This window comes from Piscinibacter sp. XHJ-5 (assembly GCF_029855045.1).
GTDB lineage: Bacteria > Pseudomonadota > Gammaproteobacteria > Burkholderiales > Burkholderiaceae_C > Albitalea.
Genome location: NZ_CP123228.1, coordinates 2,773,529 through 2,792,713, shown reverse-complemented (window position 1 = coordinate 2,792,713; position 19,185 = coordinate 2,773,529). Strand labels below are relative to the sequence as shown.

Genomic DNA, 19,185 nt, shown 5'->3' with positions numbered 1-19,185 from the left:
ACGAGCTCAGATCATGCGCTTGCGCAGTTGGGCCGACACCAGGTCGATCGCCGAGACCGAGATCACCAACAGGATCAGGACCGCCGCCGTCTGCGCGTACTGGAAGCCCCGGATCACGTCCCACAGCACCATGCCGATGCCGCCGGCGCCGACCATGCCGACGACCGACGCCGAGCGCACGTTCGACTCGAAGCGGTACAGCGCGTACGAGACCCACAGCGGCAGCACCTGGGGGATCACGCCGTAGAGGATCTCGTGCACCGCATGGGCGCCGGTGGCGCGGATGCCTTCCACCGGCTGCGGATCGATTGCCTCCACCGCTTCCGAGAACAGCTTGGCCAGCACGCCGGTCGTGTGCACCCACAGCGCAAGCACGCCGGCGAACGGCCCCAACCCGACCGCGACGACGAACAGCAGCGCGAACACCATCTCGTTGATCGAGCGGCAGGCGTCGAGCACGCGACGCACCGGCTGGTGCACCCACCACGGCGTGATGTTGGCCGAGGCGAGCAGCGCGAGCGGCGCGGCGCCGACGATGGCCAGCGCCGTGCCCCACAGCGCGATCTGCAGCGTGACGACGAGCTCGGCGAGGTACTGGCGCCACTCGTGGAAGTCGGGCGGGAAGAAGCCGCTCGCGTACTGCGCCATGTTGCCGGCGTCGCGCAGCAGGTCCAGCGGCCGCATGTCGGCGCCCCTCCAGCTGCCCGCCAGCAGCGCGAGCAACAGCGCCCACACGAGCAGCGTGCCGAGCGGCGTGCGCGGCGGCGGCATTGGCGCGGGTGCGAGGCTCAAGGCGGCACTCATGGCGTCGCGTTGCCGGCCTTACTTCGCGCTCGCGAGCTGCCGGCCGAGCTCGGCCAGGCGGTCGTCGATGTCCTTCAGCTTCTTCGCCTTGTCGTCGGCGGCGAGATTGGCGTCGCTCTCGACCTTGCTGCGCTCGCGCGCCAGCTCGATCTGCCGCGTCGGCACGAGCTGGTCGTTGGTCGACGGCCGGAAGCCGCTGTAGCCGATCACCTGCAGGATGGCCTGCTCGCGCGGCTCCTTGCCGTAGGAGAGGATGAAGTCGCGCACCGCCTTCTTGGTCGCGTCGTCGAGGTCCTTGCGCCAGACGATGGGGTCGCTCGCGATCAGCGGCGAGCGCCAGATCTCGCGCACCTGCTTCGCCTGCTCCGGATGGGTATGGACCAGGCGCGCGACCGCTTCGGTGTTGTTGGTCGCGACGTCGACCTGCTTGTTGACCGCGGCCAGCAGGTTGGTCTCGTGGTTGGCGCGCACGGTGCGCTTGAAGTCCTTCAGCGGATCGACGCGGTTCTGCGCGAACGCATAGAGCCCGGGCACCGCCGTGCCGCTGGTCGAATTGGGGTCGCCGAACCCGAGCGTCAGGTTGGCACGCTGCTTCAGCACGTCGTCCAGGCTCTTCAGCGGGCTGTCCTTGTGCACGACCAGCAGCGAGTAGTAGCCCTCGGTGCCGTCCTTGCCGACGATCTTCGCGAACACCTCGCCGTTCGAGCGGTCCACCGCCTCGATGCCCGACTTGTTGCCGAACCAGGCGACCTGCACCTTGTTAAAGCGCATCGCCTCGATGATGCCGGCGTAGTCGGACGCGAAGAAGGCATTGACCTTCATGCCGGTGCTCTTCGCCATGTCGTCGAGCATCGGCTGCCAGGCGGCCTTCAGGTTGTTGGAGGCCTCAGTCGAGATGATGCCGAAGCTGATCTCCTTCATCTGCGCGTGCGCGGCGGGCAGCCACAACGCGGCGGTGGTGGCGAGGACGGTGAGAACGGAACGTCGGTTCATGGGGAATCCAATCAGGAAAGGGTCAAGATCGCGATCGGCTACGCCACTTGCAAGGCGTGGCTGGATGGGGGCAAGGGTTGAGAGTCGAGCTTGTCCTCGGCATCGGCGAACAGCTCCTCGGCCTGCGAGCCGTACAGCTCGTGCAAGCGTGCGCCGGACAGCGCACGTGTCGGGCCGTCGTAGACCACCTCGCCGGCACGCAAGGCGATCGTGCGAGGGCAGAAGGCGAAGGCGAATTCGACCTGGTGCAGCGACACCAGCACCGTCACCCCGAGTTCGCGGTTGACTTCGGCCAGCAGCTCCATCACGCGCCGGCTCGACGCCGGGTCGAGCGAGGCGATCGGCTCGTCGGCCAGGATCACCTGCGCGCCCTGCACCAGCGCGCGCGAAATCGCCGCGCGCTGCTGCTGGCCGCCCGACAGCGTCGACGCGCGCTGCCAGGCGCAGCGCTCGATGCCGACACGCGACAGCGCCTCGAAGGCGCGCTGCAGCTCGACGCGCGGAAAGCGCCGCAGCAGCGCGCGCCACATCGGCAGCCGGTGCAGCGCGCCGGCCAGCACGTTGACCATCACCGGCAGCCGACCCACCAGGTTGAACTGCTGGAAGATCGTCGCAACGCCGGAGCGGATGGCGCGCACGTCGCCGGCCAGCTCGCCGTCGCGCTGCACGACACGGCCCATCACGCTCACCTGCGACGCGTGCCCCGCATCGGCCCGGTGCAGGCCGCTGACGTGGCGAAGCAAGGTCGACTTGCCCGAGCCCGAGGCGCCGAGCAGGGCCACCATCTCGCCGCGGCGCAAGCTCAGCGAGACGTCGCGCAACGCGACGTGCGGGCCGAAGCTCTTGCGCAGCGTGTGCACCTCGATCGCCAGTTCATCCATGCGCACCTCACGCATCGCCAGATGTGCGGATCATCTAGACGACGCGTGACCGGTCGGTGAATCGAAGATGACGAGCCCGTGAATCGGACCCTCAGAGCAGCGCATCCGTGCCGGCTCGCGCGGCACGCCAGGACTGTTCTGAAACCGGGAAAAGCTGTTTGTGGCGATGCGGCTTTTTCACTCCGGGGTTCAAGCCTAGAGTTGCATTCGTCGACGAGAGGCACGCACTTCCACCTTCGGAGAGATCACCATGCATCCGCTGCGCAAGCTCCGGGAATCCGGCAGCTCCACGCTTGGCCAGGTAAGCACCCTGCTTGCCGAGAACGTCGTCTTCAACAGCCCGATCCTGGTACGGCCGATCTCGGGGCGCGAAGCCGTTGCCGCGATCTTTGCCCAGTCGAGCTCCACGCGTGGCAGCGGTCGCTACACCGCCGAGTTCAAGCTCGACGACCGAACCACCTTCTTGCGCTGGGAGGGGACCATCGGAGACCACAAGCTCGAGAGCCTGGAAGTCATCGTGGACGATGAGCACGGGCTGATCGTGGAGCGCACCATTGCCATGCGGCCGTACCCGGCGGTGAAGCTGTTCCGCGACGCGATGCATGCATCGCTCAAGGACAAGCTGCCGCCCGATGTCTGGGACTATCCAACGCCGTAGTTGGCCGCGAGGGACGGCTCGTTGCTCGAGCCGCCTTGTTTCATGACGCTCATCACCCAACCGCAGGAGTCAGATCTTGAAAGCCGTCATTGCCGCGTATGCGCGTTCGCCCTTTCATTTCGCGAGGAAAGGTGCGCTTGCCGCCGTCCGCCCAGATGACCTGGCGGCTCAAGTCGTCCGGGGCTTGATGGAGCGGGTGGACCTGGATCCTGAGCTGCTGGAGGACGTCATCCTCGGCTGTGCCTACCCGGAGGCTGCGCAGGGCAACAACCTGGCGAGGATCGTGGGGCTGCTGGCAGGCCTTCCGCAGCAGGTCGGCGGCATGACCGTCAACCGCTTCTGCGGATCCTCGATGCAGGCGGTGCATATGGCCGCCGCCCAGATCGAGGCGGGGATGGGCGATGCTTTCCTCTGCGTCGGTGTCGAATCGATGACGATGGTGCCGCAAGGGGGGTTCAACTTCTCACCGAACCCCGAGCTGCGCGCGCACTCCGACGCATACATTTCCATGGGGGAAACGGCCGAAAACGTCGCTCATCGCTGGAGCGTCAGCCGCGCGGACCAGGAATCGCTGGCAGTCGAGTCGCATCGAAAGGCCTCGTCAGCGCGTGACGAGGGGCGTCTGCGCGATGAGATCGTCGCGATCGATGCGGGGAACGGCCAACGGGTCGACCAGGACGGGTGCATCCGACCGTCGACGTCGCTCGAAGCGCTGGCCGCGCTGCGCCCGGCCTTCCGGCCTGACGGCGTCGTGACGGCGGGCACATCGTCGCCTCTCACCGACGGGGCCGCGGCGGTGCTGGTGACGAGCGATGCTTTCGCGCGCACCCATGGATTGCAGCCAATGGCCCGCATCCGGTCCTTCGCCACCGTCGGGGTGGACCCGGCCATCATGGGGATCGGCCCGATTCCCGCGACGCGCAAAGCGTTGGCACGTGCCGGCCTGGATGCGAGCCAGCTCGACGTCGTCGAGATCAATGAGGCGTTCGCTTCGCAGGCGCTGGCTTGCATCCGGGAGCTGAAGCTCGACCCCAGCAGGATCAACATTGACGGCGGCGGCATGGCCATCGGCCACCCGCTCGGTGCGACCGGTGCGCGGATCACCGGCAAGGCAGCCGCCCTGCTGGTGCGGGAAGGCGGACGCTTCGCCTTGTCGACGCAGTGCATCGGCGGTGGCCAAGGCATCGCCACCATCCTCGAGCGCGTTTGAATCGAAGGCGGACGGCACGTCCGCGATTCATCGGGCAGCTTGTCATCGTCGCCGCGCTGCCGAGCGACACGGCGCCGCCATGGCCGTCGAGGCCGCGTCAGCTGGCTCAAAGCAGTTCGCTGAACCAATCCCAGGCCAGCGCAGCCGCATAGCCTGCGCCCAGCAGCGAGCCCGCCGCGACGATCACGGCGAACTCGCACACGACGGGCAGCAACATCCTCATGCGAACGACGGCGAAGCGGAGCCAGGCGCGCGGATAAGCGATCAGTGACAGGTAATGCATGGCGGGCTCCGTCGTTGCGAATCAATTCATGTCATGCAACTCTAGGTTTCGCAGGCCCTTCGAAACAGGCAATCGCGCGCAAATCGATTTTCCGCCGGCTGCAAAAGGGCCCTGAGAGGACAGATTGGGCAACTGCCCGGCGTGCAGCACGTGGCTTGCACCTCCGGCCGTGACGTCGAATGCGGCCCTGCGCAACCCCGGCCGAACTGGCGAGCCGGAATCGGGCCGGCTGACCGATCGACACGCTCATAGCTCGAGCTTGCTGATCTTGGTCCCGTCGACGCTGAGGCTGCCCATCAGGCCCGCGTTGTTCAGCACGTAGCCGACGACGGGATGCTGCGCCGTGCGCGTGTCGACGCTTGCATCCGCGGCGACTTCGATCAGCGTGACCGATGCGTCGGCGCCGACCGTCCAGCCCCTGCTTGCTCGGAACTTGTCGAGCGAGCCCTGGTTCATGAACAGCAGCACTACAGTCTTGGTATCGGCGCCGGCCAGCAGACCCACCGACGCGGCCGTCGTGCTGTAGTACGCCTCAGTTCGGCCGCCGGTGCGCAGCGCGCCCTGTCCATACGAGCCGCTGATGAAGAGCCCGGCCGAGAAGACCGACGGAAACACCAGCACGCCGTTGGCCTTGGCGGTCAGCTCGCGTGAACCGGGTACTTGCAGATGCAGCTTGGCGAGCGCGCTGTCCACGTCCGCATCGATGCTGCGCCGCTTGATCGCCGGATCGACGCGCATCTGCGGGTCAGGCGTGGTGCATGCCGCCGACAGGATGGCGAGCGAACCCAGCGCCAAGAAGAATCGTTTGTTCATATCGAGGTTCCCGGTGGTTAGGCGTGAACGATGACGCCTTGTCGCGCCATGCGCCTCCATCCAGCGACAGAGGTCGGTGTCCGTCGAACGCTCGATCTCACGGCCGCCCTCGACGCGAAGATCGCGGACCAGCAGGTGGCGGTCGAAGGCGCCGGCGTCGAGCACCTCCTCGGCGCGCAGCAAGTCACGCCGGTCCACGTGCCGGACTCGAGCGTAGGAGCGGATTGAGCCCCTGCCTTCGGATAGAGGCGAAATCGTCGTGTGGCGCCTAGCCTGTTGGAGTCGGATCCGACGTGGCGTTTTCGCGCCTGGCCGACTCGGAGACATTCGATGCCCATCGCCGATGAACGGACCGCACGTGCAGGCGCGACGAGGCGCCGCCGGGAACAGCTCCTGGTGCCGGCGCTTTGCACCTGCCTGACCGGCAGGCCCGAGGCCGCCGCGTCGACGGCGTGGCCGCCGCGCGATCTCGGCGATCTGGCTCGCCAGGCGGGACAGCCGCTCGCGCACACGGATGTCGCATCGGATCGCGGCACCGCTGCGCTGACGCTGGAGCGCCTGATGCGCCTGGACCGGGTGCTCAGCCGTGTATCCGGGCGTCCGTTCGAAGGGCTGAGCAGCGCGGCGCAAGCCGCGCTGCTGCGCCACGTCACCGCCGGAACGTGCCCGCTTTGCGAGGACGACACGCGGGCCTTCCTGGGAGCGCTCAGAACGGCGTGCGAGCGCGCGTACCTCGGCGATGCGGCGGACGCATTCGCCGTGACGGGGAGAAGGTCATGACACCAGCGAGTCCATTGCTGATGGCGGCGCGGCGCGCGTGGACGCGCATGACGGCCGGGTTGCCTGCGAGCACCGGCGACACATCGATCGTCGCCGCCTTGTGCGTGTGCGTCCTCGGCGAGTCGACCGCCGGCGGCTGGCCGCCGCGATCCATCGAGGAGCTCACGCCGCACACCGCTCCGGCATCCGGCGTCGCCGCCACCGAGCTGTCGTCACTGCTCGACGCGGGGTTCGCTGCGCTGGACCTGGCCGCTGTCCAGGAAACGGGGCAATGCTTTGCGCAGATCAGCCGCACCGCGCAGCTGCATGCGCTCTTTCGGCTCGAGGCCGGGTACTCGAGCCTCAGCTGCCGGCGCGCGAGCCTGTTTCTGGACGCATTCCTCGATCTGGCGGCGCAGGCCTACTTGTGCGACGCGCTCCGAATCGCGGGCGAGCAATCGAGATGACCCGGTCGCTCGGAATGCACATGCTGGGCAGCATGACGGTGCGCTGGCTCGCCTTGCTGGCGCTGTGCTCGGCCTACCTGCAAGGCGGCCTCACCAAAGCCATGGATTTCACCAGTGCCGTCGCCGAGATGCAGCATTTCGGGCTGGCGCCGGCCGCGCCCATGGCGGGGGCCACCATCGCCATCGAAATCGGCGCCTCGCTGCTGATCCTCAGCGGCTCGTACCGCTGGGCCGGGGCGCTGGTTCTCGCCGGTTTCACGCTGGGTGCCACCGTCATCGCGAACCGCTTCTGGGAAATGGCCGGCATCGAGCGTTTCATGGCCACCAACGCGTTCTTCGAGCACATCGGCCTGGTCGGGGCGTTCATGCTCGTGGCGTGGCACGACCTGCGTCACGACAAGAAGGCTGCCGCTTGAACCCGCCGTTGGTCGTCAGCCTGGAGCTGCGCTGGGATGCCTGCCTCCATGCGCATGCCTGATGCCTGCGGGCGCGCAGGCGCAGGCTGGCACGGGTACTGAAGCCGGCCGCATTTCGCGGCCAGCAAAACAGTGTTGGTCCCGGGCGGCTATGACGCGCCGCGCGCGCCGTCTACGATCGATCGTCTCCTCGTCCGAAAGCGAATCGTGAATCGCCTCCTCTGCCTGCTGCTTGCCGCATTCCTCTCGGTAGCCGCGCTCGCCAAGCCGGCCCAGTCTGCCGACGCGGTGGTGACGACGATGACCGAGCAGGTGCTTGCCCAGGGGGCGCTGACCGATGCGGTCAGCATCAAGGCGCTCGTCGAATCCGCCGTCATGCCGCACGTCGATTTCCGCGCCATGACGGCGCGCGCGGTCGGCCCTCGCTGGCGCACCGCGAACGAAGACCAGCGAGCGCGGCTCATGGCGGGCTTCGAGGCGCTGCTGATACGCACCTATGCCGGCGCGCTGTCCGAAGCCGGCGGCGCGCGCTTCAGGCTCAAGCGCTCCGCCGCCGTCGATGCGAGCACGACCGAAGTCTGGTCGGACGTCACCGTGCGCGGCGGCCGGGAGCCGATCGCGCTGAACTACCGCCTCGCGCTGCAGGACGACCGCTGGAAGATCGTCGACGTCAGCGTGCTGGGCGTGTGGATGGTCGCCACCTATCAGACGCAGTTCGCCCGGGTGATGGAGCGCAGCGGTGGAATCGACGGACTGATCCAGGAGCTGGAGGCGCGTTCGAAAGCGCCGTGATCGCTGTCTAACTTGAGATGGATGAACGTTCGTGCGACGCGCCAGACAATCGGGCCTTGCACCGACATATGAACTCCTGAAGGAAGCACTGGCATGAGCAACGAGATCCTCACGCGCGCCCAAGCGGGCGTTCTCACCGTTTCGTTCAATCGGGTGGAGCGCAAGAACTCGATCACGGGCGCGATGTACGACGCAATGACAGACGCGCTGGCCGCGGCTCAAGGCGATCCATCGGTGCGCGTCGTGGTCTTTGAAGGCCACGAGACCGTGTTCTCGGCCGGCAACGACATCAGCGATTTCCTCAACGCTCCGTCCGGGGATGCGCCGTCGCCGGTGCTCCGTTTCATCCATGCCCTCGCCACGTTCCAGAAGCCGCTGCTTGCGGCTGTCTGCGGCCCGGCAGTCGGAATCGGCACCACGCTGCTGTTCCATTGCGACATGGTCTATGCCGGCGACAACGCATCGTTCTCGATGCCGTTCGTCAACCTCGGGTTGTGTCCGGAAGCGGGGTCCAGCCTGCTGGCGCCGCAGATGCTGGGCTACCACCGGGCCGCCGAGGCATTCATGTTGGGAGAGCCGTTGACCGCCGAGGCCGCGCTGGCGATGGGCTTGGTCAACAAGGTGCTGGCACCGTCCGAGGTGAATTCGCATGCCCAGGCCCAGGCGCGCAAGCTCGCCGCAAAGCCGCTCGGCAGCCTGCTGGAAATCAAGGGGCTGATGAAGAAGGCGCAGCAGCTCGTGGTGCTTCAACAGATCGCCGACGAATCAGCCACCTTCAGCCGCATGATCGGCGAGCCCGCGGCCAAGGAGGCGTTCACCGCCTTCATGGAGAAGCGCAAGCCCGACTTCTCCGCACTCTGAGTCGCGGTCCGGAGCCATCGGCGCTCCATCTCCCGCAAGCGGGAGAGGTTGTGCTGGAAGGTTGGGCGCGGGATGCTATTGCTGCAGCACCCACTTGACCAGCGCGCGCGCCTCCGCTTGCGACACTTGCGTGTTCGGCGGCATGGGAATCTGGCCCCAGGCGCCGGCTCCGCCTTTCAGCACCTTCTGCACCAGCTTGTCCTCCGCATCCGCCTGGCCCGCGTACCTGGCGGCGACGTCCTTGTAGGCCGGCCCGACGATCCGGGTGGCGAGCGCGTGGCAGCTCAGGCAGTTCTTGCTCTTCGCGAGCCCCTCCGTGGCGCTCGAGGGCTTGGAGGCCGGCGCGGGGTCCACGACGTTGTCGTCCGCGCGCGCAGGCAGTGCGATGACGGCCGCCAGGCCGAGCGCCACCCAGGGACGTGTGTCCATGTCGTCTCCCGTCTTCGTGTTCCAGAGCAGGAACACAGGATAGGAGGCCGGCCTCGCACGCTGCATCCGACCGAACGCGCATCGATCCGTCGTGCGGAGGTCGCATGGTCACGTACGACCACCGCCAGGACGCTGCATCGGGGAATCGGCCGGCACGCCAGCAGGACCAACGTGCAATGGATGCGCCTCGGCCTCGATGGCCAAATCGGCCGCTCGTGTTCATTCAACGGAACAAGGAACAGCAATGAAGAGCAAGCGCGTGCGGATGGGTCTCGGTATTGCGGGAGCGGTCGTGGTCCTCGCGACGATCGGGGCTGCGATCGCGGCACAGGACAAGTACAGCCTCAAAGTCGCGAACGGGGTCGCGTTCTCCGAGTTCAGGGGCTACGAAGCCTGGGAGGCCATCTCCATCAGCCACAACGGACCGCACCTCGCCCTGACCCTCGGCAATCCCGCGATGATCCAGGCGTTCAAGGCCGGCATTCCCGGCAACGGCAAGCCTTTCCCCGACGGCGCCAAGATGGCGAAGGTCCATTGGGAAGCGAACAAGAACGAGGCCTTCCCCGGCCAGCCGCTGCTGCCCGGCGATCAGAGCGACGTGGACTTCATGGTGAAGGACAGCAAGCGGTTCGCGGACAGCGGCGGATGGGGATATGCGGTGTTCAAGTACGACCCCGCGACCAGCACCTTCAGGCCCGGCAACCAGTCCGACAAACCGCCGCAGGGCAACGACGCCAAGTGCGGGGCCGCGTGCCACACCGTCGTGAAAGACAAGGACTACGTGTTCACGGAGTACGCCAGGCGGTGAGGGCTCGCATGATCATCCCGCTCGAGCCGGATGGTCAGTTCTGCGGTCATGGCGCCGGCTGGAAGGTGTTCCCTCCGATGAGCGAGCACTTTCCGAGCGTGAAAGGGCGGGCGCTGATGACGTACTTCCTGCCCGAGGGAAGGATTGAATACAAGGCTCCGCCCGCGGAGATTGCACCGTGACCATCAAGATCCTTGCACTGTCCGGCAGCACGCACGCCGGGTCGCTCAACCGATTGAATACCCGGCACCTCCGGGTTCACGCTGCGGCGCGGCGGCGCGCCGGCGAGGGGGCGGCCGCGGTGGGGCTCGGCGCCACGTGTTGACGAGCCGGTATCGGGTGTCGAGAAGCCGGCCTTGCGTGATCGATGGGCATGCACGTGGCTCGCCCGATCCAGCGCAATCAGGCCTTGATGAAGGCCAGCAGGTCGGTGTTGATGACCTCCGCCTGCGTCGTCGGCATGCCGTGCGGGAAGCCCTTGTAGGTCTTCAGCGTGCCGTTCTTCAGGAGCTTGGCGGACAGCGGCCCGGAGTCGGCGTAGGGGACGATCTGGTCATCGTCGCCGTGCATCACGAGCACCGGCACGCCGATCTTCTTCAGGTCGTCGGTGAAGTCGGTCTGAGAGAACGCGACGATGCCGTCGTAGTGCGCCTTGGCGCTGCCCATCATCCCCTGGCGCCACCAGTTCTGGATGATGCCTTCCTGCGGCTTGACGCCCGGCCGATTGAAGCCGTAGAACGGCCCCGCGGGGAGGTCGCGGAAGAACTGCGCTCGGTTCGTGGCCGTCTGCAGTTGCAGGCCATCGAACACGTCCTTCGGCAGGCCGCCTGGATTGGATGCGGTCTTGACCATGAGGGGCGGCACCGCGGCGATGAGGCACGCCTTCGAGACCCTCTTCTCGCCGTGGCGCACCAGATAGCGCACGACTTCACCGCCGCCGGTGGAATGGCCCACGTGGATCGCACCCTTGAGGTCGAGATGGTGGACGACAGCGGCGAGGTCGTCGGCGTAGTGATCCATGTCATGTCCGTTCCAGACCTGCGACGAGCGCCCATGACCTCGCCGGTCGTGCGCAACGACGCGATAGCCCTTGGAGAGGAAGAACATCATCTGCGCGTCCCAATCGTCGGAGCTCAGCGGCCACCCGTGCGAGAAGACGATCGGAATCGCATTGGCGGGACCCCAGTCCTTGTAGAAGATCTGGACACCGTCCTTGGTGGTGACATGGCTCATGGGTGGATTTCCTTGCGAGATTTCTGCGCCGTCCGGCGCGGTAGAAGCAGCGGAGCCTGCGAAGGGCAAAGCTGCTGTTGCTGCAGCGCCCACCCCGACGACCAACAATTGACGGCGCGTCATTTCAGGGAAAGCAGGCCGAGTTGGCGTGGATACGCGCTCCACGGGGCTAAGACTTTTCATGGCTGGTACGGCAGCAGTGAGGGGCAAGGTCACTGTAGGTGCTCGTGGACATCGCGTCGTCTCCCGTTGGAAGGACGGCTGCGTGGTCCGAATGTCGGGCTCCGTTGGCAAGGGCCTGTGCTCGAGCAACGATGCGGCGCCCCCAGCACGTCTGCTGCTCGATCTGCGGATGCCGCCAGCAGGGACACACCCGCCTGCTGTGCGCTGACGGCCGAGACCGGATCCGCCGTGCGCAGAACTCCGTACACCGTCCACGGTTGCCTGCCCACCTCGGTGGTCATCCAGCCGGCGAGCAGAGCCACGATCCCGGAAGGCCCCATGGCCTCGTATCTCGCCATCCGCTGACCGCGGCAATCATTCAGGCTTGCCCGCGCCTCGCGCGCCGAAGTGCCGCGAGTTCTCGTCGTTGCGAAACCTCAGGCCGGCGTCTTGACGGGACCGTGGCATGAACTGCACGGGATGGACCACGGCGCCCGCGCCTTGCGCGAGCATCGCGTCGATCAGCGGTCGGTGCGGGCTGTCCGGGCAGACCGGATCGGTCAATGCGGCGTCTCCCGTCACGAGGTACGCCTGGCACCGGCAGCCCGCATGATCGCTGTCGCGCTGCTCGCAACTGCGGCAGGTCTCGTTCATCCATGCCGTGCCGCGGTAGCGGTTGAAGGCGTCGCTGTCCCGCCAGATGGCGGCGATGCTCTGCGAGCGCACGTTCGGAAAGTCCAGCCCCGGCAGCATGCGCGCGCTGTGGCACGGCAGGGCCAGGCCGTCGGGTGCGACCACCATGAACACCGAGCCCCAACCGGCCATGCACGCCTTCGGCCGGGCATCCGCGTAGTCGGGCGAGACCCAGAGGATCTTCAAGCGGCTGCCCAGGCGGGCGCGATGCCGCTCGACCTCGCGCTCGGCCGCGGCGAGGGCCTCGCGTCCGGGCATCAGCGCCGCGCGGTTGAGCCACGCCCATCCGTAGTACTGGGTGTTCGCCAGTTCGAGCACGTCGGCCCCCATGGCCTCGGCCATCTCGATGATGCGGCCCACGTGCGGCAGGTTGTAGCGGTGCAGCACGCAGTTCAGCACCATCGGGTAGCCGTGCCGCTTGATCGTGGCGGCCACTTTCGACTTGAGATCGAACGTGCGCGTGGACGACAGGAAATCGTTGAGCTCGCGTGTCGAGTCCTGGAACGACAGCTGCACGTGGTCGAGTCCGGCTGCCTTCAGCGCCGCCGCCCGCGCGTCGGTCAGGCCGATGCCGGAGGTGATGAGGTTGGTGTAGTAGCCGAGGCGGTGCGCCTCCTCCACGAGCACTTCGAGGTCCTCGCGCAGCAGCGGCTCGCCGCCCGAGAAGCCGAGCTGCACCGCACCGAGCGCGCGCGCGTCATGCAGCACGCGCATCCAGTCGTCGGTCGTGAGCTCGTCGCGGTGCTGCGCGTAGTCCAGCGGGTTCGAGCAGAACACGCAGTGCAGCGGGCAGCGATAGGTCAGCTCGGCAAGCAGCCACAGCGGGCCGCCTGCGGCCAGGTCAGTAGACAAGCCAGCCTCGCTCTTGCGCTTCACGCAGGAACTGCAGCACGTCGTCGCGGAGGTCGGCATCCGGGTAGGCGCGCCGCAGGTCGTCGACGACCGCCTGGACCGTCCGCGCTCCGTCAATGCGACGCAGGACATCGCCGGCGGCACTGTTGAGCCGCACCATGCCTTCGGGGTACAGCAGCACCCAGCGCGCCTGCACCGCCTCGTATTGCAGGCGATGCATCGGGGACAGCTTCGGAACAACTTGCATCATGGCCGCAGGTCCTCGGCGAGATCGTCAGGGTAGGCACGCTCGACCGCGTCGAGCATGGACCACAGGATGTCGAGCTTGAACTGCAGGATGTCGATCGCGCGCTCCTGTCGCTCGCGCGTGGAGCACCAGGCGTGCGCCACCGCGAGGCCGTGCTGCACGTCGCGCTCGGCGAGCGCGATGCGGCTGCGAAAGTACGCAAACCCCCGCGGCTCGATCCAGGGATAGTGCGCCGGCCAGCCGGCGAGGCGGTCGGCGTGGATGCGCGGCGCGAACATCTCGGTGAGAGAAGAGATCGCCGCTTCCTGCCACGGCACGCGCCGCGCGAAGCTCAAGTAGGCGTCGACGGCAAAGCGCACGCCCGGTTGGACATGGCGTTGCGATTCGAGGTCGGCGCGGGACAGTCCCACCGCAACGCCGAGCTCGGTCCAGGCCTCGATGCCGCCGGCCTCGTCGTCGCGGCCGTCGTGGTCGAGGATGCGCTGGATCCACTGCCGGCGCGCGGCGCGATCGTCGCAGTTGGACAGGATGGCTGCGTCCTTGAGCGGCAGGCAGCGCTGGTAGTAGTAGCGGTTGGCCACCCAGCCGCGCAGCTGGAACGGCTGCAGATCGCCGCCGTTCAGCCGCCGGTTGAATGCATGGTGCGTGTGATAGCCGGCCTCGAGGTGGCGCAGGCGCGCCTCGAACTCGGGAGCCGGCCAGGGCGCCTGCGCTTGCATCATCGGGCCGAGATGTACATGGTGATCTCGAAGCCGTAGCGCATGTCTTCGTAGCGGGGTTTGATCCAGTTCATGGTGATGACTCCTGTGGGAGGGTGGTAGAAAGCCCGATCGCTCGGGCGGGAGGGGAAACTGCGGCGCCGCTACAGCACGATCTCCATGCCGTCGTGCGCCACCTCGATGCCGTGACGCTCGAGCTCGCGTCGCTCGGGGCTGTCCGGGTCGAGGATCGGGTTGGTGTTGTTGATGTGCACGAGCAGCTTGTGCCTGGCCGGCAGCCCGGCCAGCACAGTCATCATTCCGCGCTGCAGCGCGCCATCGATCAGTCGGTCGCGTTGCGGCAGGTGGCCCATGTCGCGCGCGGTCTTGCGGGACAGGCCGGCCTCCGGCATCTCCTCCTCGCACCAGAACGTGCCGTCGGCCAGCACGCAATCGGCCGCGCGCATCCAGCCGAGCTCGCGCGGTCCGACCCGGGCCAGGCCGGGCGCATAGAACAGGCGCCTGCCGCTGCGCCGATCCACGACGTCCAGCGCAATGGTGTCGCCGGTGCCGCGCGCGGCGCGGCGCGGGGAGTATGGCGGCGCCTTGCCCTCCAGCGCGATGGCGTGGAAGCAGAGGTCGACGCAGCCCGCGACCGCGAACGTCGCGTCGGTCTGCCCGTCGCCGACCGGGATCGGGTGCCACTGCACATCGCAATAGCTGCGCAGCACGGGAACGATGCGAAGGACGTGGGTGAGGTCGTCCATCACCGCGGGCGTGCAGTAGAGGTGGAGGGGCGGACCTTCGCGGAGGGACAGCAGCCCGGCGACATGGTCGAGGTGCGCGTCCAGCAGGATGACCGCGCGGATCGGCGTGTCCCGTCCGCCGCCGCGCGGGTGCAATTGCGGGTTGTCGTGGACCTGCTGCGCGATGTCGGGCGATGCGTTGAGGAGGATCCAGCTCAGCCCGTCGTCGGACACGGCCACGGAGCTCTGCGTGCGTGTCGAGAGCGACTCATCGCCGCGCCGGGCACGCGCGCACAACGTGCAGTTGCAGTTCCACTGCGGGAAGCCGCCACCGGCGGCAGAGCCGAGTACGAGAGCGTGCATGACGGTGGCGATGGAAGTGGCTCCTGGGTGATGTCGGCATTCTTCGTGGGACGGCGCGATGCGTCCTCGACTCGAAGTGGCGCGAGGGCTCTATCGCAGGGCAGATGTCGCGCAAGCGGGAGACAAACCCATTCTTTCCATATAGGGCGCCACCTGCGCCTTCGGATGGAGCTGCGGCGCATACAAGGAGCGATTACTTGGCAGGGCAAGGGCAACACACTGGCCAGCATGTAAATCCCGGCCTCGAGCCCCGTACCACCATGTCCTCGTCGACCCGTCCCCCCTTCGTGCTCGCCGCGACCGGCGTGCTCTATGCCTTGCTGGCGCTGGTTTTCTGCGCGGGCGGCGCCGTGCTGCTTTGGCGCGACGGCTCCGCCTACTACCTGATCGCGGGCATCGGCCTGCTTCTGTGCGCCGGGCTGGTCTGGCGCGGGCGTGCCGCCGCACTGCAGGTGGCGGCCGCGCTGCTCCTCGGCACGGTCGCGTGGTCCGTGTGGGAAGTGCAGTTCGACTGGTGGCAACTGCTGCCGCGCATCGACGTGTGGTTCGGGCTCGCCGCGTGGCTGCTGATGCCGACCGTCCGTCGCCGCCTGGGCGCGGCCGGGCCGCACGGCGGCAAGTTCCTGTGGGGAGCGCTCGCCGCGAGCGCGCTGGTTGGCCTGTTCTCCCTGTCCAAGGACTACGACACGCTCGACGGCGCCCTGCCCGCCCGTGCCGACGCCGCCGTGTCGTCGCCATCGAAGGACTGGCCCGCCTACGGCGGCTCGGCCGCCGGCACTCGCTACACGGCCGCGGACCAGATCACGCCGGCCAACGTGAAGGACCTGAAGCTCGCATGGACCTTCCACACCGGTGACTTCAAGGGACCCGACGACCCCGGCGAGATCGCCAACGAAGTCACGCCGCTGAAGGCCAACGGAAAGCTCTACATGTGCACGCCGCACAACGTCGTGATCGCGCTCGATCCCGATACCGGCAGCGAGATCTGGCGCTTCGATCCGCACATCAACCGCAAGGCGAAGGAATACCAGCACATGATCTGTCGCGGCGTGGCCTACCACGACGCGACCGTGGCCGGCAGCGCCACGGCCGACGCGACACGGGCGGCGGCCGCCGCAGCATGTCCGCGTCGCATCTACGCGCCGACCGCGGATGCGACCATCGTCGCCATCAATGCCGACAACGGGCAGCCGTGCACGTTCTTCGGCACGCAGGGCGCCATCGACCTGAAGGTGGGGCAAGGCAAGGTGGCGCTCGGAGTGCTCAATCCCACCTCGCCGCCGCTCGTCACCGCGCGCGTCCTCGTGGCGGCCGCGAGCGTCACCGACAACGACTCCACCGACGAGCCGTCGGGCGTCGTGCGCGGCTACGACATCGACAGCGGGAAGCTGCTGTGGAACTGGGACTCCGGCAATCCCGACGAGACGGCGCCGCTGCCGCCGGGCCGCACCTACGTGCGCAACTCGCCGAACATGTGGAGCGTGGCCAGCGCCGATGAAGCGCTCGGCCTCGTCTACCTGCCGATGGGCAACCAGACGCCCGACATCTGGGGCGGCAACCGCATTCCGGACGGCGAGCGCTTCAACAGCGCGATCGTGGCGCTGGACTTGGCGACGGGCCGCGTGCGATGGGTCTACCAGACGGTCCACCACGACCTGTGGGACATGGACATCGGTGGCCAGCCGAGCCTGGTCGACCTCGACACGCCGCGGGGCAAGGTGCCTGCTCTGATCGCGTCGACGAAGCGCGGCGACCTGTACGTGCTCGACCGCCGCGACGGCACGCTCGTCGTGCCGGCCCCCGAGCAACCCGTTCCGCAAGGCGCGGCCGAAGGCGACCACACGTCGCCCACGCAGCCGTTCTCCGCCCTGTCGTACAAGCCCGAGCGCAAGCTCGAGGAGCGCGACATGTGGGGCACGTCGCCCATCGACCAGATGGTGTGCCGCATCGTGTTCAAGGGCTTGCGTTACGAGGGCATCTTCACGCCGCCCAGCGAGCAGGGGTCGATCGTCTATCCCGGCAACTACGGCGTGTTCGACTGGGGCGGCGTCGCGATCGATCCGCTGCGCCAGGTGCTCGTCGCCAACCCCAACTACATGGCCTTCGTCTCGCGGCTGCATCGGCGCGACACGATCGAGGTCAAGGGCGGCAGCGGCACCGAGCAGGGACTGCAGCCCATGACCGGCACGCCGTACGCGGTCGACCTGCATCCATTGCTGTCGCCCTTCGGCATCCCGTGCCAGGCGCCGCCGTGGGGCTACATGACGGCGGTCGACCTCACGACGATGCAGAAGGTCTGGACGCGCAAGAACGGCACCGTGCGCGACAGCGCGCCCTTGCCGATCCCGATGCCGCTCGGCGTGCCGAGTCTCGGGGGCCCCATGGTCACCGGCGGCGGTGTCGCCTTCATGAGCGCGACACTCGACAGCTACCTGCGCGCATACGACGTGCGAACGGGCCACAAGCTGTGGGAGGCGAGGCTCCCTGCCGGCGGCCAGGCCACGCCGATGAGCTATGTCTCGGACAAGACCGGCAAGCAGTACGTCGTCGTCATGGCCGGCGGGCACGGTTCGCTCGGCACGCGCATGGGCGATTCGCTGGTGGCGTATGCGCTGCCCGACGGCAGCGCGCCTCGCGGCGCGCAGCGATAGGGGGGGTCTGCGATGCAAGCTGCACGCCGTTTCGACATCGCGCCGATCGTGATCGCCGCCGCCCTCGTGGCGCTCGCCGCGCCGGTGCGCGCGGTCGACCTGAGCCTGGAAAAGCTGGGCCTGGAGAAGGTGAGCCTGGAGAGCCGCGGCTACCTGCGCGCCGGGCCGGGCCTGACGAGTCGCAGCGACCATCACGCCTGCTACCAGCTGCCCGGCGCCGACTTCAAGTACCGCCTGGGCAACGAGTGCGACCTCTACGGCGAATTCCTGTTCACCGTCGCGCCGAAGGACCACCAGGGCGGTCCCGGATTGAAGCTGAACTACATGCCCACCGTCTTCGACGGCACGGGTGATCACGACCAGAGGTACAAGACCGCGCAGTTCTACGTCGAGGGCAGCGGCTTCGGGTTCGCGCCCGAGGCCAGCTTCTGGATCGGCAAGCGCTTCCACCGCGGCGCCGACGTGCACATCGTCGACACGTACTTCGAGAAGCTCGACGGCGATGGCGCAGGTGCGAGCCTGCCCCTGCTCGGCGGCAAGCTGGACCTGGCCTACTACCACAACGGTCCGCGCGACGCGGCGCCGGCGGGCCATCGTCTGAACGCATGGCTGCGCGACATTCCCGTCAACACGGGCGGAACCCTGAACGTGCTGGCCGGCCTGACCCGTGGAGAGGGCAGCAACGGCAAGGCGGGCGCGAGCCTCAGCGTGCGCCATCACCAGAAGCTCGGCGAGACGAGCGACAACAATGTGTGGTTCCAGGTGGCGCAAGGCTCGGGCGGTCTCGACGGCAACTTCGGTGACCTCACGGCCGGGTCGGACGTCAAGCGCTGGCGGCTGGTCGACGGCTACCAGTTCCAGCTCACGCCTCGCTTCGGCGGCCAGGCGATCGCGATGATCGGGCAGCGCGAGTCGGATGCGGGCAAGGAGACGGTGACCTCCCTCGGCGGGCGGGTGGCGTATGCGTTCACGCGCCACTTCAAGGTGTTGGGCGAGGTGGGCATCGACCGGGTCAAGCCGGAGGGCGGTCCGGCCCGCAACCTCACGAAGCTGACGATCGCGCCGACATGGTCCAAGGGCGAGGCGTTCGGGGCGCGGCCGGAACTGCGCCTGTTCGTGACACACGCGTCCTGGAACCAGGCGGCGGACGCCGCGGCGGGCGCAGGCGGCTTGGCGGGTCTGCGCGACGGCAAGACCAGCGGAACCAGCGTCGGCTTGCAGCTCGAGACCTGGTGGTGAAGTTGACCCCCCCCGAGGGGGCGCTGCCGGCGGACCGGCGAAGCCGGATCCGCGGCAGCCGCTTGATGGGTGGGGGCATCGCCACGGGGTGCCGCTCGGCGACCCGTGTTTCGCGGCCGAGCATTGC

The 19,185-nt window shown here is 67.8% G+C and carries 23 protein-coding genes and 1 pseudogene; 12 read left to right on the top strand and 12 right to left on the bottom strand.

The window, feature by feature from the left end:
• Window positions 1-6: 6 nt before the first annotated feature.
• From phnE to phnC, 3 genes are read right to left on the bottom strand one after another with little or no spacing between them, the layout of a single operon-like run.
• On the bottom strand, window positions 7-804 hold the full coding sequence (gene phnE, locus P7V53_RS13120) for a phosphonate ABC transporter, permease protein PhnE (protein WP_280155910.1): 798 nt from the start codon (window positions 802-804) through the stop codon (window positions 7-9).
• 18 nt (window positions 805-822) lie between these two features.
• On the bottom strand, window positions 823-1,797 hold the full coding sequence (gene phnD, locus P7V53_RS13115; protein ID WP_280155909.1) for a phosphonate ABC transporter substrate-binding protein: 975 nt from the start codon (window positions 1,795-1,797) through the stop codon (window positions 823-825).
• Window positions 1,798-1,835: 38 nt separating this feature from the next.
• Window positions 1,836-2,678 carry a phosphonate ABC transporter ATP-binding protein gene (gene phnC, locus P7V53_RS13110; protein ID WP_280155908.1) on the bottom strand — a complete coding sequence of 281 codons (843 nt, stop codon included), beginning with the start codon at window positions 2,676-2,678 and terminating at the stop codon, window positions 1,836-1,838.
• Window positions 2,679-2,928: 250 nt separating this feature from the next.
• On the opposite strand from phnC, the gene P7V53_RS13105 reads away from it, so the two are divergent.
• Both P7V53_RS13105 and P7V53_RS13100 read left to right on the top strand, forming a co-directional pair.
• Window positions 2,929-3,336 (top strand): hypothetical protein, encoded by a 408-nt coding sequence (locus P7V53_RS13105; protein WP_280155907.1) that lies wholly within the window; start codon window positions 2,929-2,931, stop codon window positions 3,334-3,336.
• 76 nt (window positions 3,337-3,412) lie between these two features.
• Window positions 3,413-4,546, top strand: coding sequence for a thiolase family protein (locus tag P7V53_RS13100; RefSeq protein WP_280155906.1), 1,134 nt, complete (start codon window positions 3,413-3,415; stop codon window positions 4,544-4,546).
• 106 nt (window positions 4,547-4,652) lie between these two features.
• On the opposite strand, the gene P7V53_RS13095 is transcribed toward P7V53_RS13100, so the two are convergent.
• Both P7V53_RS13095 and P7V53_RS13090 read right to left on the bottom strand, forming a co-directional pair.
• Entirely contained in the window at window positions 4,653-4,829 is a 177-nt protein-coding gene (locus P7V53_RS13095) for a hypothetical protein (protein ID WP_280155905.1), read from the bottom strand.
• A gap of 246 nt (window positions 4,830-5,075) precedes the next feature.
• The gene (locus tag P7V53_RS13090) at window positions 5,076-5,642 is read right to left on the bottom strand and encodes a YSC84-related protein (protein WP_348273481.1); all 567 of its coding nucleotides are present in this window, start codon (window positions 5,640-5,642) and stop codon (window positions 5,076-5,078) included.
• A 330-nt stretch (window positions 5,643-5,972) separates the two neighbouring features.
• Between P7V53_RS13090 and P7V53_RS13085 the strand changes: the two genes are divergently transcribed.
• The 5 genes from P7V53_RS13085 to P7V53_RS13065 all read left to right on the top strand — a co-directional run bounded on the left by P7V53_RS13085 (window position 5,973) and on the right by P7V53_RS13065 (window position 8,937).
• The gene (locus P7V53_RS13085) at window positions 5,973-6,422 is read left to right on the top strand and encodes a hypothetical protein (protein WP_280155903.1); all 450 of its coding nucleotides are present in this window, start codon (window positions 5,973-5,975) and stop codon (window positions 6,420-6,422) included.
• Complete coding sequence (locus tag P7V53_RS13080) at window positions 6,419-6,868, top strand: hypothetical protein (protein WP_280155902.1); 450 nt, start codon at window positions 6,419-6,421, stop codon at window positions 6,866-6,868. The genes P7V53_RS13085 and P7V53_RS13080 overlap by 4 nt, the downstream gene beginning before the upstream one ends.
• The gene (locus P7V53_RS13075; RefSeq protein ID WP_280155901.1) at window positions 6,865-7,284 is read left to right on the top strand and encodes a DoxX family protein; all 420 of its coding nucleotides are present in this window, start codon (window positions 6,865-6,867) and stop codon (window positions 7,282-7,284) included. The genes P7V53_RS13080 and P7V53_RS13075 overlap by 4 nt, the downstream gene beginning before the upstream one ends.
• A gap of 135 nt (window positions 7,285-7,419) precedes the next feature.
• Complete coding sequence (locus P7V53_RS13070; protein WP_280155900.1) at window positions 7,420-8,076, top strand: ABC transporter substrate-binding protein; 657 nt, start codon at window positions 7,420-7,422, stop codon at window positions 8,074-8,076.
• A gap of 93 nt (window positions 8,077-8,169) precedes the next feature.
• Window positions 8,170-8,937 carry an enoyl-CoA hydratase gene (locus P7V53_RS13065; RefSeq protein ID WP_280155899.1) on the top strand — a complete coding sequence of 256 codons (768 nt, stop codon included), beginning with the start codon at window positions 8,170-8,172 and terminating at the stop codon, window positions 8,935-8,937.
• A gap of 75 nt (window positions 8,938-9,012) precedes the next feature.
• On the opposite strand, the gene P7V53_RS13060 is transcribed toward P7V53_RS13065, so the two are convergent.
• Complete coding sequence (locus tag P7V53_RS13060) at window positions 9,013-9,366, bottom strand: c-type cytochrome (RefSeq protein WP_280155898.1); 354 nt, start codon at window positions 9,364-9,366, stop codon at window positions 9,013-9,015.
• 196 nt (window positions 9,367-9,562) lie between these two features.
• Between P7V53_RS13060 and P7V53_RS13055 the strand changes: the two genes are divergently transcribed.
• From P7V53_RS13055 to P7V53_RS13045, 3 genes are read left to right on the top strand one after another with little or no spacing between them, the layout of a single operon-like run.
• Window positions 9,563-10,174: a cytochrome P460 family protein gene (locus P7V53_RS13055; protein ID WP_280155897.1), complete on the top strand. Its 612-nt coding sequence runs from the start codon at window positions 9,563-9,565 to the stop codon at window positions 10,172-10,174.
• Window positions 10,175-10,182: 8 nt separating this feature from the next.
• Window positions 10,183-10,356, top strand: a complete 174-nt coding sequence (locus P7V53_RS13050) for a DUF4863 family protein (RefSeq protein WP_280155896.1) — start codon at window positions 10,183-10,185, stop codon at window positions 10,354-10,356.
• Complete coding sequence (locus P7V53_RS13045; RefSeq protein WP_280155895.1) at window positions 10,353-10,499, top strand: hypothetical protein; 147 nt, start codon at window positions 10,353-10,355, stop codon at window positions 10,497-10,499. Before P7V53_RS13050 ends, P7V53_RS13045 begins: the two co-directional genes overlap by 4 nt.
• Window positions 10,500-10,576: 77 nt before the next feature.
• Here P7V53_RS13045 and P7V53_RS13040 read toward each other — a convergent pair whose 3' ends face one another.
• The 6 genes and pseudogenes from P7V53_RS13040 to pqqB all read right to left on the bottom strand — a co-directional run bounded on the left by P7V53_RS13040 (window position 10,577) and on the right by pqqB (window position 15,168).
• A complete protein-coding gene (locus P7V53_RS13040; RefSeq protein ID WP_280155894.1) occupies window positions 10,577-11,407 on the bottom strand; it encodes an alpha/beta hydrolase in 831 nt (276 codons plus the stop codon).
• Window positions 11,408-11,766: 359 nt separating this feature from the next.
• Window positions 11,767-11,910: pseudogene (locus P7V53_RS13035) on the bottom strand (cytochrome ubiquinol oxidase subunit I); the annotation flags it as partial.
• 34 nt (window positions 11,911-11,944) lie between these two features.
• Entirely contained in the window at window positions 11,945-13,114 is a 1,170-nt protein-coding gene (gene pqqE / locus P7V53_RS13030; protein ID WP_280155893.1) for a pyrroloquinoline quinone biosynthesis protein PqqE, read from the bottom strand.
• Window positions 13,104-13,361: a pyrroloquinoline quinone biosynthesis peptide chaperone PqqD gene (pqqD, locus tag P7V53_RS13025; RefSeq protein WP_280156507.1), complete on the bottom strand. Its 258-nt coding sequence runs from the start codon at window positions 13,359-13,361 to the stop codon at window positions 13,104-13,106. Before pqqD ends, pqqE begins: the two co-directional genes overlap by 11 nt.
• The gene (pqqC, locus tag P7V53_RS13020) at window positions 13,361-14,080 is read right to left on the bottom strand and encodes a pyrroloquinoline-quinone synthase PqqC (protein WP_280156506.1); all 720 of its coding nucleotides are present in this window, start codon (window positions 14,078-14,080) and stop codon (window positions 13,361-13,363) included. The genes pqqD and pqqC overlap by 1 nt, the downstream gene beginning before the upstream one ends.
• A gap of 143 nt (window positions 14,081-14,223) precedes the next feature.
• Window positions 14,224-15,168: a pyrroloquinoline quinone biosynthesis protein PqqB gene (gene pqqB / locus P7V53_RS13015; RefSeq protein WP_280155892.1), complete on the bottom strand. Its 945-nt coding sequence runs from the start codon at window positions 15,166-15,168 to the stop codon at window positions 14,224-14,226.
• Between the two features lie 260 nt (window positions 15,169-15,428).
• On the opposite strand from pqqB, the gene P7V53_RS13010 reads away from it, so the two are divergent.
• Window positions 15,429-17,819 carry a membrane-bound PQQ-dependent dehydrogenase, glucose/quinate/shikimate family gene (locus P7V53_RS13010; protein WP_280155891.1) on the top strand — a complete coding sequence of 797 codons (2,391 nt, stop codon included), beginning with the start codon at window positions 15,429-15,431 and terminating at the stop codon, window positions 17,817-17,819.
• 12 nt (window positions 17,820-17,831) lie between these two features.
• Window positions 17,832-19,058 carry a carbohydrate porin gene (locus P7V53_RS13005; RefSeq protein ID WP_280155890.1) on the top strand — a complete coding sequence of 409 codons (1,227 nt, stop codon included), beginning with the start codon at window positions 17,832-17,834 and terminating at the stop codon, window positions 19,056-19,058.
• Window positions 19,059-19,185: the final 127 nt, after the last annotated feature.